Source organism: Legionella quateirensis (assembly GCF_001467955.1).
Classification (GTDB): Bacteria; Pseudomonadota; Gammaproteobacteria; order Legionellales; family Legionellaceae; genus Legionella; species Legionella quateirensis.
The window spans coordinates 11,464-29,674 of record NZ_LNYR01000048.1 but is presented as its reverse complement, the minus strand read 5'-3'; the positions used below and the strand labels follow the sequence as shown (position 1 = coordinate 29,674).

The window sequence follows — 18,211 nt, the reverse complement described above, 5'->3', positions numbered from 1 at the left end:
TCAGAATAAAATGTAAAGTTATGAATTTAAAAGAATTACTTCAAGAACAAGAGGGTAAAACTCTTGGGTTTTAAAAGGATTTATCTTCACGGTGATCTGTTTGGAACAGTAAACGCATAGTGCTCGTTGTATCATCGATAAGGACAGGATCATATGATGCCAAAATTAAAAGTCGGAATTATGAATTTTCATTTTACCAATTATAATTTTGGCGCTGTTATGGTTCCTTATGCTCTTTCTACTCTATTAAAAAAGCTAGGGTACCAACCTGAGATAATTAATTATATTCCTAACAAGTTTAGAACTCATTTGATTAATTGCCCTTTTGAGAATTTTAGAAATAAATACCTTGTAAGAACTTTTCTTTGTAAAAATGAGAACGATTTAAGAGAGCTGAATAAGCACTTTGACATATTTATTGCAGGTAGCGATCAAGTTTGGCGATGGCATGATAATTATAAATATATGTTTAATTGGGTTTTCGGAAATAAAACATTACTTTCTTATGCAGCTAGTTTTGCCAAGAGTTACTATGAGTGTACTTATGTTGAACAAATGAAAATACAAGCACTATTATCACGATTTGACGCAATTTCGGTTAGAGAAAAAGCAGGGGTTGATATTTGCAAAGACTTATTTAACGTTAATGCAGAGCATGTTTTGGACCCAACCTTATTATTGGATGCGGAAGATTACGAAATAATTATTGATGAAGAACTGTTTGAGACAACAAATAGAACTACAAAGTATATTGCATATATGTTACTCGATAGTGAGCAAGATAAGGCAATACGTCAAAATGAACTATTGGCCTTTCTTAAATCTAAATATACCTTTATCAACGTGTTAAAGGATAAGTTTGAACAATATAATTCAGTTTCAAAGTGGTTGGATTATATAAAAAATTGCGATTATTTAATCACTGATTCATTTCATGGTTGTGTTTTTGCGATTATTTTTAAAAAACAATTTTTTTGTATTCAGAGAGAAGTAGGTGGTAATCACCGTATAGAAAGTTTATTTAACGTGTTAGGAATTGATCATAATCGATTTTACAATAATGTAATTGATATCTCTCAACACTCTTTTTCTACCCCCATCGATTATAAAAAGGTATACCAAAAACTGGAGAAAGAGCGCAATAAATCCAAAGAGTTTCTAATTCATAGTCTTTCTCTAAAGCCAACAAAAAAGCTTTACTGTTTAGGGGAGGAGAAGTCTGCTTATTTCTTGAAATTAATACCATTAAGAATAGTAAAGAAGCGAAACACAACCTATGTTCGATTATTTGGCAAGTTACCATTGATAAAAATAATGGATGAAATAACTGCCATTAAAATCTACTTATTTAACTTCATCCCCATCTGTAAAATAACATCATGAATATGATCTTGCTGCCGGTGTTGGATCTGTGGCAGAAAAAAATAACTAATAGTTCTGCCATTAGTCACACTTGCTTGTCGAACGTTTATGAACAAGTCGCTCTACATTGGGATACATTTGATGAATTCTCAACACAGTCTGGTAAAACATAGTTCTTAATTTTCTAATTTCAAAAACGTCATCCTGAACGAGGTGCTGTCACTTGATCATATCACTGATTACTTCTTGAGGAATTTCTACAGAACGTCAGAGAGCAGAGCTGGACTGGTTTATTGAAGATGTGCGGAAGATTCGGCTGTGTTTTCAGGAGAACGTAAAAGTTATTTTTGCTGCTAATAAACTATCAGGGACATGATGAACATCTTGGAAGGATAAAATGCGCGGACATCAAATAAAGGAAGTTTGATGTCCGCGCAATGAATATAAGGGACTATACAATTAACAGGAATAACGCTCCTGGACCGCGTAATACCTGAACTAACAATTGCTGTTTTTTATCTTGAGCAATGGACTGTAACGTTTTTACATCTTTAATAGGAGTTTTATTGGCAGAGATAATGATATCCCCTGGGCGTAAACCTGCGCGCCATCCAGCACTGCTTTCAGATGCACCTACTACCTGTACTCCAATAACATTACCGTGCGGTGGTGATTCCTGTTCGAAATTACGCAGAGCCAGTCCATAAAGGAATGGATTATTGGACTGCAGTTTCTGCTCATGTTTTTTGATATCAGTAACTTCAGCGTTTAAAGTAAGAGGCTTATTATCACGTACAATCATGATTTTTGCAGTAGATCCTACTCGTAATAAACTGATGGTTGTTTTAACCTGGGTCGCTTGAGTAATTTTCGTATCATTGATTTGAACAATGATGTCACCTGCTTTTAATCCGGCAATTTCGGCTGGAGAATTTTCATTGACCTGCGATACCAGAGCACCTTGAAAATCTTCGGGATAGCCCATGGATTGAGCTAATTCAGGTGTTAAGTGTTGTACAAAGATGCCCATCAATCCTCTATGGATAGAGCCAAATTTAATAATTTGTTGGGTAACATCCTTGACCATATTAATAGGAATAGCGAATCCTATTCCGATATTACCGCCGTAAGGAGAAATGATGGCTGTATTGATACCTATTAACTCGCCTTTAGTGTTAACCAGAGCACCGCCAGAATTGCCAGGATTAATGGCTGCATCGGTCTGAATAAAGTTTTCTACACCTTCAATATTCAGATCACTGCGTTTTAATGCGCTGACAATACCAAAAGTAGCTGATTGGCTGTTACCAAAACTATTTAATCCAAAGGGGTTGCCGATTGCAACTACGAAATCACCAACTTGCAAGTTATCAGAATCGCCAATGACTAACGATTTCAAATTTTTTGCGTCAATTTTTAGAACGGCCAGATCAGTTTCACTATCTCCACCAATCAAGCGAGCTTTCAATCTTCTGCCATCCTGCAGGGTTACAGTAATCAAATTTGCATTACGGATTACATGGTCATTTGTCACAATGATGCCTGACTTGGGATCGAGGATTACTCCAGAACCAATGCTTTCAAATTTGCGGCCTTTGTCCGGTACTCGTGACTGACGTCTGTTGTCTGGAGCGACTTCTTCATCTCCGCCAGACCCTGAATTCGATGCGTCATTGGGTAAATATCCTTGAACTGCTACATTAACAATTGCTGGCATTATATTCTTTAATACTGGTGCCAAATTAGGAACAGCAGTCTCATCGGCTTTTACAGCTAACGAGACTGTTAACAAGAGTAAGGTGCTTACTAATAATTTTAGGTGTTTTATCATTTTATTCATCCCGAGGTTGATCGTTAAACCAGATAAAGGTACCTATTCTACCTGTTTGTGACTGTCTACGATAGGAATAGAAGTCATTTTTTAATTCAAAAGTACATAAATCCGACTGATAAACTGCCGTTACTCCATGTAAATTAAGGATTAACTTAGCAATTTTGGGTAAATTTGCTAACCATTTGCTGCCAGTGGATTTAAATGCCACATGACTTAAAGGATACTTCTCAGTAAAGGATTGATATACTTCTTCTCCAACTTCATAACAATTTTGGCATATTGCTGGTCCAATCCATGCCAGTACATCTGAAGTATGGCTGTTCATTTTAGCCAGGGTATTTTCTACAATACCATTAAATAGTCCTTTCCATCCAGCATGGATGGCGGCGATTTCATCACCTTGTATGTTGCACAACGTAATTGGAAGGCAATCTGCGGTTAGAATGACTAATGGATGTAATGGAGAGCGTGTTATTGCCGCATCAGCAGATCGATTAAGGTCTTTTTCCGGAATAATGCACGTTGTGCTATGGGTTTGTTCCAACCAGACAGGTTCTTCTGGTAGTTTGAGCTGTTCTCTTAACTGTTGTCTGTTTTTCATGACATGATTGGGATCATCACCTACATGAAATCCAAGATTGTTTTCATTATAAGGCGGTAAACTATGTCCTGACAGTCGAGTTGTACTCAAGGCTGAAATATTTAAAGGGGCGGGCCAATTGGCTAATTTAGTATTCATAATGCTCATCCAGGGTTTCAAGCAATAATTTAAAATCATCAGGCATGGGTGCTTTAAATGTCAATTCTTCTTCTGTTTTGGGATGACAAAATGTAATGGAGCAGGCATGAAGCGCTTGTCTTTTAAATTTTTGAAGCCTTGTTTTTAATTGATCGCTGGCATTTAATGGAAATCTCATTCTTCCATTATAAAGCTGGTCTCCAACCACGGGATGATTGATATAAGCCAGGTGAACTCTGATTTGATGGGTTCTTCCTGTCATCAGACTGACATCCAGTAGGGTAAACTCATTATATTGTTTTTTGACTGTGTAATGAGTTATCGCCTGTCTTCCTTGTCCAGTGACTGTCATTTTAAGTCGGTTTCTGGGGTGTCTGCCAAAACCTGTATCAATAGTGCCTCCGGATATCACATGTCCCAATACCAGAGTGATGTATTGACGGCTTATATCTCTTGCCTGCATTTGACGAATTAATGATGTATGTGCTGTTAATGATTTAGCTACGATTAATAATCCTGTTGTATCTTTATCCAGACGGTGGATAATTCCTGCTCGAGGCAAATGCTGAAGGTCTGGCGCATGATGCAACAATGCATTGACGAGAGTATGATCTTTATTACCGGCTCCTGGATGGACCACTAAACCTGCAGGTTTATTTAGAACCAGAACGTCCTCATCTTCATAAATGATATCAAGCGGAATATCTTCCGGTTCGCAATGAGTAAAATCAGTATCAATTGTGTTCAAATCAACATGAATTTCGATCAAATCACCATCCAGAGCTTTATCTTTGGGTTTGCAGGGTTTTTCATTTAAAGTTACAGCGCCCGATTTGATCCAGTTGCTGATTTGAGAGCGTGAATAATCTGGCAACAATTGAGCGAGTACGCTGTCGATACGTTGACTGTGATACTCGCGAGGAACTTTAATGTGTTTTTGTATGTGTTCTATCATCAGGCTGGTTGCATCTCGACTTCAGTTAGGCGTCCTCTTAACGAGTTAGGCAAGGCATCAGTAATCTGTAGTGCAACAAATTGACCAATGAGATGTTCCGGTCCTTCGAAATTTACTACACGATTGCATTCAGTACGACCGGCCAACTGATTATTATCTTTTTTAGAAAATCCGGTAACCAAAATTCTTTGGGTAGTGCCTATCATGGATTGACTGTATCGAGCAGCATTCATGAGCAATCGGTTTTGCAGTATTTGCAAACGTTGCTTTTTAACGTCCAGAGGGGTGTCATCGGGCAAATTTGCAGCCGGTGTACCCGGTCTTGGGCTGTAAATGAAACTGAATGAAGTATCAAATCCAATTTCATGAACCAAATCCATAGTGTCCTGGAAATCTTTATCAGTTTCACCCGGAAAACCTACGATTATATCGGTTGATAATCGGATATCAGGACGAACTTTGCGTAATTTTCTGATTTTAGATTTAAATTCCAATGCTGTATAACCGCGTTTCATTAATCCTAATATACGATCGGATCCACTTTGAACGGGGAGATGCAAGTGATTGGCAAGTTCAGGAACTTCAGCATAGGCATTGATTAGATTATCTGAAAAAGCTAAAGGATGAGACGTAGTAAACCGAATTCTGCCTATTCCCTCAATTGCAGCAATATAATGTATTAAAAGTGCCAGATCAGCGGTTTCACCTTGTTCCATCTTACCACGATAATCATTTACATTTTGTCCCAGTAAATTGATTTCTCTTACGCCTTGTGCCGCAAGCTGGTAACATTCGGCAAGCACATCATCAAATGGTCTGCTGATTTCTTCGCCACGGGTGTATGGAACCACGCAGAAGCTGCAATATTTACTGCAACCTTCCATAATGGATACAAATGCAGTTGGACCCTCAGCCCGAGGGGCAGGTAGATGATCAAATTTTTCAATTTCAGGGAAGCTGATATCTACAACCGATTTGTTTTTTTCAAGACGTTCGTTAAGCAGAGCAGGGAGTCTGTGCAATGTTTGAGGACCAAAAACAATATCAACGAAGGGAGCTCTTTTGATAATATCAGCCCCTTCCTGACTGGCAACACATCCTCCGACACCTATAACGACATGAGGATTTTTTGCTTTATATTCTCGCCATTGACCTAACTGAGAAAATACTTTTTCTTGTGCTTTTTCCCTGATAGAGCAGGTATTCAGCAATATGACATCCGCATCGTCTACTTGATCTGTCTTAACCAAACCATGAGATTCCATTAAGACTTCTGCCATTTTTGATGAATCGTATTCATTCATTTGGCAACCATTGGTTTTAATATATAATTTTTTAGCCATATTCATTCTACTTTTAAAACGCCGTATTATTTCATTAATGTACACTTTGGCAATAGGTTTCTTTAATTTTTGGTAAAATAAGTAACGCTATGATCATACCCAAAGGCAGAATTGCCAAAGCCGTGTGATAAGCTACAAGCGGGTAAAGTCGAACTGTACCGTTCATTTCACCTTGCCACATTGTATCAAGAACGTATCCTATCAGTGGTTGCACCAGAGCAATTCCCACCATATTCATCATATTCATAAAGCTGAGACCTGTCGCAACGTATTTTTTGTTACATAATTCTTTTGCCACAGAGAATGCAGGCAGAAAGCCAGCAGAAAAAATACCAAAAGTAAAGAGCAGTAACTCCATAACGGTTGATGAGCTGACAGGAGCAAAAATAAAGAGGCTTGAGCAGATTAATGCTCCCACACAGCCGATATACATAGGAGGTTTTCGCAGACCGATGCGGTTAGAAAATATACCCCATAGTGGACTTGCAATAGCCCAGCCGATAAATACCAGTGAGATATAATTGGCAGCGGTAGATTTGGCAATTAACATTTTGTTCATCAGGAATGGAACGCCCCAAAGACCGCAAAATACTGGAGTAGCCATGTACATCAGACCACCATAAGTAGCTACCAGCCAAAGTTGTTTGTTTTTGATCAAGGCAAATAAACTGGGTAATAAGCGCTCTTCTTCTTCAACAGGATGTTGGTGAACCGGAGGAGTGTAATTTTTGGGTGTATCTCTGGCGATTAAAATAAGTAAAATAGCCAGGAGTAATCCAATTGTTCCCATGATAATCATGCTGTGACGCCAGCCAAAGTTATCAATTAACAGCGCAAGAGGTGCTTCTCCACCTATGGCTCCTAACATTCCTATGGTGACCATCAGCCCTGTTAATAATGCGAATTTTTGTGCAGGGAACCAGTTTGCTGCTAACTTCATTGTACCAACAGCTGCGAAAGCAGAACCAAAACCAATCATTAAGCGAGCAATGCATGCCATAAAAAAATTATCGGTCATCCCAAAAGCAATAGTACTTAATGCACAGACTACAGTAGCTAGTGTAAGAAGGCGATGAGGACCAAAATAATCCATTAATACACCACCAGGTAATTGCATCGCGGCATAAGAGTAAAAATAAATTCCTGATAAAATACCTAAGGTATGACTGGTGACTGAGAAATCTCTCATTAATTCATTGCTCATGACACTGGGGGAAACTTGTAACAGGCACTCATAAAAATAAAACATGCATCCTAAACCCCATACTATCCAGGGCATTAATAATTGGATGGTAGTGGTCTGCATAGATTTTGACTGTGTATTATAATGAGCCATTATTTTATTGTTCTCCAGATTTACCCAGGTAATATGATTTTGCGAGATTTACAGACCGAAAACAATCGATAAACGACGGGGTTATGAGATCCCTTGCGCTCCGTCAAAAGTGCAGTTTTTTTAATCACAAAGTCAACTTTATAAGTTAGCATATATGCAGGTAAATATCACTTATTAAAATAGTAACAGCTTGAACATTATTTGTCTATTAAGTTGAATGTGGGCACTTATTGTTCGTTAGGATCATCTGGAGCATCAAGAACAACGCGTGTTCCTTTCATTCCTCCTCCAGGTAAATCAATAAACTCTTCGTTGAGCCATCGAGCATCTTCAATGAACATTCGAACACAACCATGACTTGCTCTATAGCCAGGAACATCATAGCTGCCGTGTAAGGCAAATCCTCTAAAAAAGTGCATGCAATAGGGCATTAATGCGCCTCCGCTTTCCCCATTAGCTCTTCGAGGGAAAACCGTAGATACGCAATCTATATCCTGTTTCCTAATAATTCGAAATGATCCTGTTGGTGTACCACATCCTCCTGCAACTTTACAACTTCCTATTCCTGAAGAAATTGGTCCCCACCAGAGCAATTCTCCGTCTTCATCATAAGCTCCCCATGCCAGTTTTTTTTGGCTAACATAGATTGTTTTTTCACCATCAGATTCTATATAACGGGGGAAGGGAGATACATCATATATGGTTAAACGTTCTATGTTTTTCGGAATGGCAATTATCATTCCTTGTTTTAAACTGATGTTCATACGGTTAATGCGTCGGACAATATCTCTTTCTTCAATATTGGGAAACAATTCTTCCCAGCTTTCCCCATTTTTGATTTTCATACAAAAATAATCCGGCTTATTGCATAAAGTCTCACCGTAACGAACATAGGCAAAGCTGTTTTGAACACTCAGCATGAATCCTATAAATGCGGCTATTGATATCAAAATTTTATTCATAATGATTTCAATCTTTATTCATCGTATATTGTATAGCGGCAAAAAGTATATTTACTTTACAGTATTAAGCATTTTATTTCGGGATTTCCGGGGATTCCGTACTTGAATTAATTGCTTGCCAGGCTTGGTGGATTTCGGCGAGTAACATATTGGATTGAGCTAATAAATCTTCATCATTGTTCAAATTGGCTTTTAACAATATATGTTGGATATAGTCGTATATTTTAAGCAGATTTACTGCGATTTCACCGCCTTGATCCTGGTTTAAACTTGATTTTAAACCCTCTACAATACTGATCGCTTTCCCAATGTGTTCTCCTTTATCCTTAATCTGATTTCTTTGAATATTACCCTGGGCAGTGGCAATATGTGATCGCGCCCCTTGCAGCAATAACTCAATTAGTTCATGTGGGGATGCTGTATCAATACGAGTTTGTAGTTCTATTGATTTATATTGATTTGAAACTTGCGTATATGGATTTTTCATAAGTATAGTCTCATTTTATTTTGATTTGCGGTAAATTGGCTAATTGCTGGGTCAAAAAGCCACTGGTATTTTGAAGTCGTGAGAGTAATTCATCCAAAGCGGTAAATTGTTTTAAATACCTGGTTTGAATGGAGTTACTGCGGGTATCGATTCCATCCTGAACTTTTCCTAATTGTTTCACCTGGTTATTTAATTGCTCCGCTCTAATATTCAAATCCCCTTTGGAACTCATGTACGAGTCTAAAAACGAATTCATTAATACTGCAATTCCATCGGTTACTACTACCTGACCACGTGCTCCTGTAGAACCTGACAGGATGTTCACTGATAATCCGTTAAGTTCGCCAGTGCCTTTCAAAGTGACGCCATCTGCGGAATTAGCTGGAAGAGAGCCGATGGTTCCTGACATACTGACACCGGGTGTGAATTCAGTCAGGGCTACATCATAAGAGCCGGCTTTTACTTTTGTATTAACTGATTTGATGCGAATGTTCGGATCGGTTGCTGTTGCTGTTTTTGCAAACAAGGATCCAATGTCCTTATAATTGTTTTCAAGGGCTTTTTTATATTTATCCTGGTTGAGTTCCAATAAACCTTGTTTATTGGTGGTAATTCCCAAATCAGCCAGCGATTTAATTGGGCTGCTTCCATTGGTTATCGGGGTGGTTGCCCATCTGTTGATATTAAGCTTCAGATTTCGAAACTGCGGATCGCCCTGGAATACACCAGCTTGTTTTGTTCCAGAATTATATCCGGTCAAATTGGTCAGGAAGGTCATGCTGTCGTTGTATTGTTTAATAAAATCATTCATTAAACTGGTTAACTGATCCTTATTATCATCTACCGTTAACGTGATAATTTTTCCAATCTCAGCTTTTTTCAAGTTGAGCGTGACACCTGATATGGCATCCTGCAACTGGTTACTGCTTTGGTTAAGCACTAACCCATTAATTTTGACTGTACTGTTTTGAGCACCTGTAGTTTCTGTTAATGCATTGACACCCGTTGTAGGATCATAATTTAATGCAGTAATTCCTCCACTGATTTTCATGGCATAATTTTCACCTGTTTTTGACGAAGTCAAGGTGAGTCGGGATCCGAGATTGTCCTGAACTATGCTCGCTGTAACTGATGTACCGGCATTATTAATCGCATCCCGAACAGCGATAAGGCTATCGCTGCCCGGTGCAATAGTAACTGATAGGGGAGTGGCTGTTGCGTTGGGAGTAAATACGGTTTTATCGTTATTATAAGTACCAAAGTTAATCGTCAGAGTACCACTGCCCGTATTCGTTAAATAGTTGCTGGCAAGGCTTTGTTGTTGAGCCATTTTTTGAACTTCAATCTGATACGATCCTTTAGTCGCCTGCGGTGTTATATTCGTTGAAAAATAATCCTGGTCGCTCATTGAATATTTCATATTATAGAACTGACTTAAGTCAGATAATTTGGTCAAGGAGGACTGAAGGTTTGATAAACTGCTTTTCAATTGTCCGATAGCGGATAATTCCGTACTTACATCAGTTAACTGTCTGTCATGTCGTGTTTGCGCAGGGGTAATTTCGGCTTTTACTAATGCATCCACTAAGGTTTTTACATCAAGCCCTGATCCCACACCTGGTGATGATAAACTCATATATTCCCTTATTTAAATTATTGTTTTTATTATTCAGCCACATCAAACAGGTCCATTTATTAAACGTGCTTATCTATAGAACCACTAATAATATCATCAAGCAAACTTAATAAATGCAAGTATTCATCAGATGGCATTTTACGAATTATTTTATCCGATAGTTTGTCTGAAACAATAGTCTGAATCAATCCTGTGGCCTCATCCAATGTCTGCTTGGTTTCAGCATCCAGGACGGAATCTATAGAGCTTTGATGATCAATTTTAATGACTTCTTCGGCGTCTTTTATTGATTCAGTCTGGGTCACTTGATTGACCGAAGGTGTTGGTTCGATTTTCATTTCATACTCCTTTATACCCAAATAGCTTTGGGGGTATAAACAAATTGAGGTGTAGCCACAGCTACACCTCAATTGTTACATCCTAGTGACCTAACAATGATAAAACAGATTGTGGCATGCTGTTCGCTTGAGCCAGCATTGCTGTACCAGCTTGTTGCAGGATTTGGTTCTTGGTTAAGTTTGCCATTTCAGAAGCGTAGTCAGCATCTTGAATCCGGCTGCGAGCAGCAGACAAGTTATCTGATACGTTTTGCAGGTTGGCAATAGTAGAATCAAATCGGTTTTGCAAAGCACCCATACTGGCGCGGTTTGCGTTAACACTGTTCAATGCTGCGTCAATACGCTTAATAGCAGTTTGTGCACCAGCAGCAGTACTAACATCTACAGTGTCGATTCCAAGAGCGTCTTTAGCAATTGCAGCATTCAGACCTAATGTAGCAACTGTACCGCCAATGTTAATCGTATCAGTTGCGCTCACAGACAGTTTTCCTCGCAATACACCATCGAAATCACCGCCAGTAACTGTTAAACCGTCTGTACCTGCAGTAAAGCCAGTACCACTTTCAGTTACAGTAATGTTACGACCATCAGCTGCGGTTAAAGTCAAGTCACCACCATTCAGAGATGCTGTCACACCTGTCTGATCACTGACTCCATTAATTGCATCACGAAGGGTAGTATTGGTCATTGCTGTAGCGACGTCCTGACCAGTGAATACCGCAACACCATTAAGAGTCAAGTCATAGGTATCCGCTGCAGTACCACCTATAGCACCAACAGTTTGTGTACCTGAAGTAGAGGCAGTTACAGATAATCCAGCAACACCTGCATCATTAATTGCAGCTGCTTTAGCATATGCGGAAGTACCGTCTTGCCCGTTAAGTACTCCTGCAAAGCCAGCGGATGAGTTAATTGTAGTAGCGGCTCCACCACCCAGAGCAATAGTAATGTCAGTAGCTGCTGCCGCAGAAACTTCATTACCCGTTGCAGTAGCAATACCACCTATAGATGATGCTTTAATACTGCCGATACTAAAACTGATCGTTTGGTTTGCGTTAGCGCCAACCTGGAAACTGGCATTGGTAAATGAACCATCCAGGATTCTTTGTCCGTTAAATTCTGTGTTATTAGAAATACGGTTTAACTCACTTTGCAATTGTGATACTTCACTTTGAATTGATGAGCGGTCAGATGAGTTGTTTGTTGAGTTTGCAGCCTGTACTGACAATTCGCGCATACGTTGCAGAATGTTCGTTGTTTCCTGCATTGCTCCTTCAGCTACCTGAGCCAGAGAGATACCATCATTAGCATTTCTAACGGCCTGATTCATACCGCGAATTTGGGCAGTCATACGTTGAGAAATTGCCAAACCGGCAGCATCATCTTTAGCACTGTTAATTCTAAAGCCGGATGATAACCGCTGAATCGATGTTTGCATTGCATTCGCTGAGACTCCCAAATTCCGTTGGGATGTCAACGACGCTACGTTTGTATTTATTACTTGAGCCATGATTTTAGTCTCCTCAGACCTGAATCCTTGGTTATTGTTCGATAAATTCATTATTTTTATTGCGAATTTACCGTACCCACTTTTGTTATCGGAAAAGTGATGAAAAACTTTAGCGTGCTTAGTACATTTTTTTGAAAAATACAAAAAATTGCTTAATAAAATGAGCATGTTACAATTTTGTTCACAGTGAATTAAAAATTATACAGGGTATGCTTTGGGTAGATTTAAATCATTAATAATGAGAAAATGCCGCATATTAATAGAATGTAATAAGGGGTTGTTTCTTGATGTTATATGCCCCCTGAATCTGTGATTCATTCTTGAAAGAAGAATGGAAATCATGATTAGGGCGTGTTGACAATTGACCCAAATCGCCTACGTACCGCGCTTTATGCGCGGTATCCAGTTGAACTATGGGTCTTGTGTTGTAATATGTTAATACAGGATGAGTGGATGCCGCGCATAAAGCGCGGCACGTAGGGAGGGGGAGTTGAATTGTCAACAGACCCTAGTTAAGAATATCTTCTGTTTTGTGTATAATAATAATCGATTCACTATATAGGTTCTAATTTATGAGCTGGTTTAAAAAACTATTACCATCAAGGGTACGTACTGAAACCTCACAAAAAAAAGGGGTTCCTGAAGGATTGTGGGTTAAATGTTCGGGATGTAATGAAGTTCTTTACAGTACTGAGCTGGCCAAAAATCTAATGGTGTGCCCATCATGCAGTTTTCATCACCGTATTTCAGCGCGTGTACGAATTTCTCAATTTTTAGATGAAGCGGGTCAGGAAGAAATTGGGGCGAATCTTGAACCACAGGATAGATTAAAGTTCAGGGATTCTAAAAAATATAAAGACAGAATTTCACAAGCTCAAAAGGCAACGGGCGAAAAAGAAGCGCTTGTTGTCGTTAAGGGAACTTTGTCTCAACAACCCGTTGTTGTCAGTTCCTTTGAATTCAATTTTATGGGTGGTTCAATGGGGGCAACCGTTGGTGAAAAATTTGTTCGGGCTATTAATATTGCTACCCAGGAAAAACGACCTTATATCTGTTTTACTGCAAGCGGTGGCGCTCGAATGCAGGAAGGTTTGTTCTCTTTAATGCAAATGGCTAAAACGTCGGCAGCATTGGCGAAATTCGCTGAAACCGGATTACCTTTTATTGTTGTATTGACCGATCCAACTATGGGGGGCGTTTCTGCAAGCTTTGCCAGTCTTGGTGATGTGATTATTGCCGAACCTAATGCGTTAATTGGTTTTGCAGGCCCCAGAGTTATTGAACAGACCGTGAGACAGACATTGCCGGAAGGGTTTCAACGGAGTGAGTTTTTATTGGAGCATGGGCATATTGATATGATTGTTGAACGGAAACATCTACGTTCAACTATTTCAGAATTAGTAGCCAAACTGACTGGTAGAAGCTTGGGGAATTATTTTGCACAATCCATTGAGTGAGTGGGATTTAAATCACTGGTTAAGCAATCTGGAGTCCCGGCATACTCAGGAAATCCAACTGGGATTAACTCGTATCAAGGCAGTAGCAAAAAAGTTAAATCTGCTTGCCCCAGACTGTACAATAATTACTGTAGCAGGTACTAATGGCAAGGGTTCAACAGTAACTGCTCTTGAAACGATTTATCATACCGCAGGGTATAGAGTAGGGGCATATACCTCTCCTCATCTCCTTCAGTTTAATGAAAGAATTCGAGTCAATTTAAAGCCGATTCCGGATAATGAGTTGTGTCATGCTTTTTGTGCTATCGAAGAGGGGCGTGGTGAAGTCAACCTGACTTATTTTGAAATGACGACCCTGGCTGCATTATGGTATTTCAAAAGTCACAATCTGGATGTTCTGATTCTTGAAGTGGGATTAGGCGGTCGAATGGATGCGACTAATATCCTTGATGCAGATTTGGCGGTTATAACAACCATTGATTATGATCATCAAGAGTTTTTAGGCACTACTCTGGACGCCATCGGATATGAAAAAGCCGGTATTTTGCGACCGGAAAAACCTTTGGTCTATGCGGATGACAATCCTCCAGCAAGTATTCTCAATGTGGCTCATGATCTTGATTCACCCACTTTTTTGTACTCAAGAAATTTTTCATTTCAACGTCATGAGTCTAATTGGAGCCTGAATTTTGAGGGGAGTACGATTAGTGATCTGCCTATACCCTATATACAATTAAAATCTGCATCTGCTGCGATTAGTGCCTGTTTATTGCTGGAAGACAATCTTCCTGTTTCACATGAACATTTTCGAACTGCAATGAAGACTGTATTTCTACCCGGTAGATTACAGCTACAACAAAGGGGTAGTGTCCGTATTTTATATGATGTATCGCATAATCCTCAGTCTGCACGGCTTCTGGCAGATAGAATGAAGCAACTGAATACCAATACCAGGGTGCATGCAGTATTCTCCGCTTTGAAGGATAAAGATATTTTTGGGTTAATTTTTCCTCTAAGGGATTGTGTTGATCGATGGTATCCTGCACAATTAGATAACAAACGCGCTGCCAGCCCCGATTTGCTTCTGGCGCAATTTAAAGGTGCGGAAATAATTGTGGATGTTTGCTATAATACACCACTTCTTGCCTTTGAGCAGGCTTTAAATCAGGCAGAAGCTGGAGACTTAATTGTTGTTTACGGGTCATTTTTTACGGTTAGTCAGGTAATGGCTGCCCAACATAACATTTTGGAGCAGAAGGAGATACAATGAAACTGGTAATGGATGAGAAACTGAAACATCGTTTGATTGGTTTGGCCGTTATTATTTCATTAGGAGCTATATTCGCACCTGCTGTTCTGAAAAAATCCAGCCAAAACCTTGAAAATAATTACAGCGTTAATATTAAATTACCACCAAAGCCATTAGTGCCTGATGTGGTTTCAACGAATGAACAAGACGTATTCAAAACAATCAAGGTAGCTAAAGTTAAAATCCCGGCGGTGTCCGAAGAGAATCAGTTATCTGAGTTGGTTCGGGCAGAACCCATTAAATCAGATTTGGTTAATACGAATAAGGCCGCTGCTGTTGCGAAAATTGAGCCAGATTTAAAATCAGAGCCAGTTCAACTTGCATTGAACCAGGCTGCTAAATCTACTGCAAAACAAACGATAACGAAACAAACAGTGGTGAAGCAGACTGTAGCTGCAGCAGCAGTAAAACCCAGGAATCAAGCCCCTGTAGTTGCTTCAAGGAACAAAACCGTTCCAAAATCGACGAAAGTTGCTTCTGCTGCCAAAGCAAAATACATTCCTGCAACTAAAAAGGATGTTTACGCACTTCAATTAGCATCGTTTTCACAAATAACAAATGCACAATCATTGGTTAAACGTTTGCAAACCAAAGGCTATAAAGCTAATTTTGTAAAGATCGCAAGTCGAAATGGCGCCATTTATAAAGTGTATGTAGGACATTCCCCTCGTAAACTGGATGTAATGAAATTAAAAAATCAATTAGCCAGCGCCATGCAGTTAAATGGCTTTATTGTGAATACCGGAGTTAGTTAACCATGCAACTTCAATGGGTTGATATTGCCATCATTTCTGTTATTGGATTATCAGTATTGACTGGCTTATTTCGTGGCTTTGTAAAAGAGCTTGTCGCATTATGTGTCTGGGTTTTAGCGATATGGTTAGGAATTAACTATTCGCAAAGCCTTGATCCCTGGCTTCAATCATACATACAGGAACAATCAGCACGTACCGCAATTGCCTTTATCATTATTATGTTTGGAACTTTATTTGTAGGCGGCGTGATTAATGCCATTCTCAGTTTTATTTTAAAACGTGCCGGATTAAGTGGTACCGACAGAACTTTGGGTATGGGATTTGGATTTGTCCGTGGGGTATTTATAGTAGCACTGATTATGGTTGCAGTTAAAATGACTTCTTTACCTTATCAGCAGTATTCAAATGATTCAAAACTTTATGCGCGTTTTGATCCCGTTGTTTCATTGCTTTATTCACATCTACCTGAATTTATTAAACAGGTTAAAGCGGTCGATAAAACTGAAAATATTATTGATACAGTCCCCACGACTTAATGTATTCATAAACCTCTTTGGGCAGGTCATTTTTAACATCCTGGTTGTGTTTGAGCATGTTGCGTATAGCAGTTGACGATACTGCATAATGACCTGCATCAAAAAAACAAATGATTCCTGCTTTGCTGTTTAATAAACTATTTTTAGTATCTTTTTTGTGAGTTGTCAGAAGGCGTGTAATTGCTTCTGGCACAGGGTTTTGCACATAGTGCTCTCTGTCAATAACCACCAGATTGGCTAATTCTATAATTCGGGTCCATTGGTGCCATTGAGGCAAGGAAAGAAAGGCATCATATCCTATGATCAAGTTAATTGATGCTTGTTGATACTCCTCTCTGAAGCTTTGTAAGGTTTCAACCATGTAAGAAGGTGAGTCGCGATTGATTTCACGTAAATCAATATCAAAATAGGGGTGGTTTTGTATAGCCAATTTAAGCATTTCTACTCTGTGCTCATTGTTAGCCTGTGCAGGGGGTTTTATTGTAGGTATTTTGCATGGCAGAAAGTAAAATGAGTCGAATTTAAAATAGGATTGTAAGGTAATACTTGTTTGAATATGTCCATTATGAACAGGATCAAAGGTCCCGCCAAAGATCGCTATACTATACATTGCTTTCCTAAACTAAGAGACAGGGTCAATTGTTCCAGTGAGTTCCATACCTGATTATTTAAACTGGATTTGATCTGTTCATCAATATTTTTACAATAATAAAGCATTTTCAGTCCATGATTCTCATCAAATCGTTTGATGGCCAGTTGGTAGAAATTGACTCGTTGAGGCCATATTTTTAATTCACTACAGGCACTTTTTATATTCGTTCCAAGCCGAACTAAATAGGATAACTGGAGCAATAATCTTATCTCCTGGGTAAGCATCCATAAAACTAACGTGGGCTCAGATTTATTGTTAGCCGCTTGTCTGAGAATTTGTATTGCCTTATCCGCTTGTCCTAGTAGACAGGCATCCACCAGTTCATACAGAGAGTAATCACACTGATCGAATAAGTGCTCTAATGCCAATTGAGATGTAATTTGACTACCGGGAGGATTGCTTAATGCGATTTTTTCAATTACCTGTGCACAAGCAAGCATATTACCTTGAGTATACTTGTAAATTAAGTCTGCTATTTGAGGCGTACTATTCAAGGAATTTAATTTAAACCGTGATTGAATCCAATTTTTCATAGCTTCAGAGCTTAATGGATAGGCTACTACTACCGTGACGTGATTATGATTGGATAGCCAGCTTAATTGTTTTGTTGGAACGTTTGGGGCTCTGATAATAATAAAGCAACGAGAATTAATCGAGTTAAGGTATTCGGTCAGGATTTTTTTTCCTGCAGCATCTATGGATTTTTTATCATAGAGGATATTGAGTAAAATAGTATCTGAAAATAATGAGTAGCTGTTTGCTTCTTCCAGAATGGTATTCCAGTCTTCTGAATTCTGAACGGATATAATTTTTTCCTCATAATCATGCGCTTTTTTGATCGATGACTTGATAATATTCAATGATTCTTCAATAAGATAATTATCCTGGCCTACTAATACATAGATAGGATCAAGCCTTTTCTGGATTTGTTGTATAAGCAATTGATGTTTTATTTGCATGGTAGTTCTTGTATGCCCCATTTATCATTTTAATCAAGGCT

General features: G+C 38.9%; 17 protein-coding genes. 5 read left to right on the top strand and 12 right to left on the bottom strand.

Annotation, left to right across the window (positions count from 1 at the left end; genetic code table 11):
- Window positions 1-153: 153 nt before the first annotated feature.
- Window positions 154-1,383: a polysaccharide pyruvyl transferase family protein gene (locus Lqua_RS15790; RefSeq protein WP_083501370.1), complete on the top strand. Its 1,230-nt coding sequence runs from the start codon at window positions 154-156 to the stop codon at window positions 1,381-1,383.
- A gap of 430 nt (window positions 1,384-1,813) precedes the next feature.
- Here the strand turns inward: Lqua_RS15790 and Lqua_RS15785 are convergent, their stop codons facing one another.
- The 10 genes from Lqua_RS15785 to Lqua_RS15740 form a co-directional block, all read right to left on the bottom strand.
- On the bottom strand, window positions 1,814-3,193 hold the full coding sequence (locus Lqua_RS15785) for a Do family serine endopeptidase (RefSeq protein ID WP_058475250.1): 1,380 nt from the start codon (window positions 3,191-3,193) through the stop codon (window positions 1,814-1,816).
- Window position 3,194: 1 nt separating this feature from the next.
- Window positions 3,195-3,935, bottom strand: coding sequence for a peptidoglycan editing factor PgeF (gene pgeF / locus Lqua_RS15780; RefSeq protein ID WP_058475249.1), 741 nt, complete (start codon window positions 3,933-3,935; stop codon window positions 3,195-3,197).
- Window positions 3,925-4,890, bottom strand: coding sequence for a 23S rRNA pseudouridine(1911/1915/1917) synthase RluD (rluD, locus tag Lqua_RS15775; protein ID WP_058475248.1), 966 nt, complete (start codon window positions 4,888-4,890; stop codon window positions 3,925-3,927). Before rluD ends, pgeF begins: the two co-directional genes overlap by 11 nt.
- Complete coding sequence (gene miaB, locus Lqua_RS15770; RefSeq protein WP_083501378.1) at window positions 4,890-6,233, bottom strand: tRNA (N6-isopentenyl adenosine(37)-C2)-methylthiotransferase MiaB; 1,344 nt, start codon at window positions 6,231-6,233, stop codon at window positions 4,890-4,892. Before miaB ends, rluD begins: the two co-directional genes overlap by 1 nt.
- 34 nt (window positions 6,234-6,267) lie before the next feature.
- Window positions 6,268-7,569 carry an MFS transporter gene (locus tag Lqua_RS15765; protein WP_058475246.1) on the bottom strand — a complete coding sequence of 434 codons (1,302 nt, stop codon included), beginning with the start codon at window positions 7,567-7,569 and terminating at the stop codon, window positions 6,268-6,270.
- A gap of 227 nt (window positions 7,570-7,796) precedes the next feature.
- Complete coding sequence (locus Lqua_RS15760; RefSeq protein WP_058475245.1) at window positions 7,797-8,531, bottom strand: L,D-transpeptidase; 735 nt, start codon at window positions 8,529-8,531, stop codon at window positions 7,797-7,799.
- Between the two features lie 73 nt (window positions 8,532-8,604).
- A complete protein-coding gene (gene fliS, locus Lqua_RS15755) occupies window positions 8,605-9,018 on the bottom strand; it encodes a flagellar export chaperone FliS (protein WP_058475244.1) in 414 nt (137 codons plus the stop codon).
- A 10-nt stretch (window positions 9,019-9,028) separates the two neighbouring features.
- On the bottom strand, window positions 9,029-10,654 hold the full coding sequence (gene fliD / locus Lqua_RS15750; protein ID WP_058475243.1) for a flagellar filament capping protein FliD: 1,626 nt from the start codon (window positions 10,652-10,654) through the stop codon (window positions 9,029-9,031).
- Between the two features lie 59 nt (window positions 10,655-10,713).
- Window positions 10,714-10,992, bottom strand: coding sequence for a hypothetical protein (locus Lqua_RS15745; RefSeq protein ID WP_058475242.1), 279 nt, complete (start codon window positions 10,990-10,992; stop codon window positions 10,714-10,716).
- Window positions 10,993-11,074: 82 nt separating this feature from the next.
- Window positions 11,075-12,502, bottom strand: a complete 1,428-nt coding sequence (locus Lqua_RS15740) for a flagellin N-terminal helical domain-containing protein (RefSeq protein WP_058475241.1) — start codon at window positions 12,500-12,502, stop codon at window positions 11,075-11,077.
- A 572-nt stretch (window positions 12,503-13,074) separates the two neighbouring features.
- On the opposite strand from Lqua_RS15740, the gene accD reads away from it, so the two are divergent.
- Genes accD through Lqua_RS15720 form a run of 4 tightly spaced genes read left to right on the top strand, consistent with a single transcriptional unit; the run spans window position 13,075 to window position 16,559 of the window.
- Window positions 13,075-13,959, top strand: a complete 885-nt coding sequence (gene accD / locus Lqua_RS15735; RefSeq protein WP_058475240.1) for an acetyl-CoA carboxylase, carboxyltransferase subunit beta — start codon at window positions 13,075-13,077, stop codon at window positions 13,957-13,959.
- A complete protein-coding gene (gene folC / locus Lqua_RS15730; protein WP_172459535.1) occupies window positions 13,940-15,229 on the top strand; it encodes a bifunctional tetrahydrofolate synthase/dihydrofolate synthase in 1,290 nt (429 codons plus the stop codon). The genes accD and folC overlap by 20 nt, the downstream gene beginning before the upstream one ends.
- Window positions 15,226-16,023, top strand: a complete 798-nt coding sequence (locus tag Lqua_RS15725) for an SPOR domain-containing protein (protein ID WP_058475239.1) — start codon at window positions 15,226-15,228, stop codon at window positions 16,021-16,023. The genes folC and Lqua_RS15725 overlap by 4 nt, the downstream gene beginning before the upstream one ends.
- Window positions 16,024-16,025: 2 nt before the next feature.
- Complete coding sequence (locus Lqua_RS15720; protein ID WP_058475238.1) at window positions 16,026-16,559, top strand: CvpA family protein; 534 nt, start codon at window positions 16,026-16,028, stop codon at window positions 16,557-16,559.
- On the opposite strand, the gene nadD is transcribed toward Lqua_RS15720, so the two are convergent.
- Both nadD and holA read right to left on the bottom strand, forming a co-directional pair.
- A complete protein-coding gene (nadD, locus tag Lqua_RS15715) occupies window positions 16,534-17,169 on the bottom strand; it encodes a nicotinate-nucleotide adenylyltransferase (RefSeq protein ID WP_058475237.1) in 636 nt (211 codons plus the stop codon). The two genes, Lqua_RS15720 and nadD, sit on opposite strands and share 26 nt — an antisense overlap.
- Window positions 17,157-18,170 (bottom strand): DNA polymerase III subunit delta, encoded by a 1,014-nt coding sequence (gene holA, locus Lqua_RS15710; protein ID WP_058475236.1) that lies wholly within the window; start codon window positions 18,168-18,170, stop codon window positions 17,157-17,159. The genes nadD and holA overlap by 13 nt, the downstream gene beginning before the upstream one ends.
- Between the last annotated feature and the right edge of the window lie 41 nt (window positions 18,171-18,211).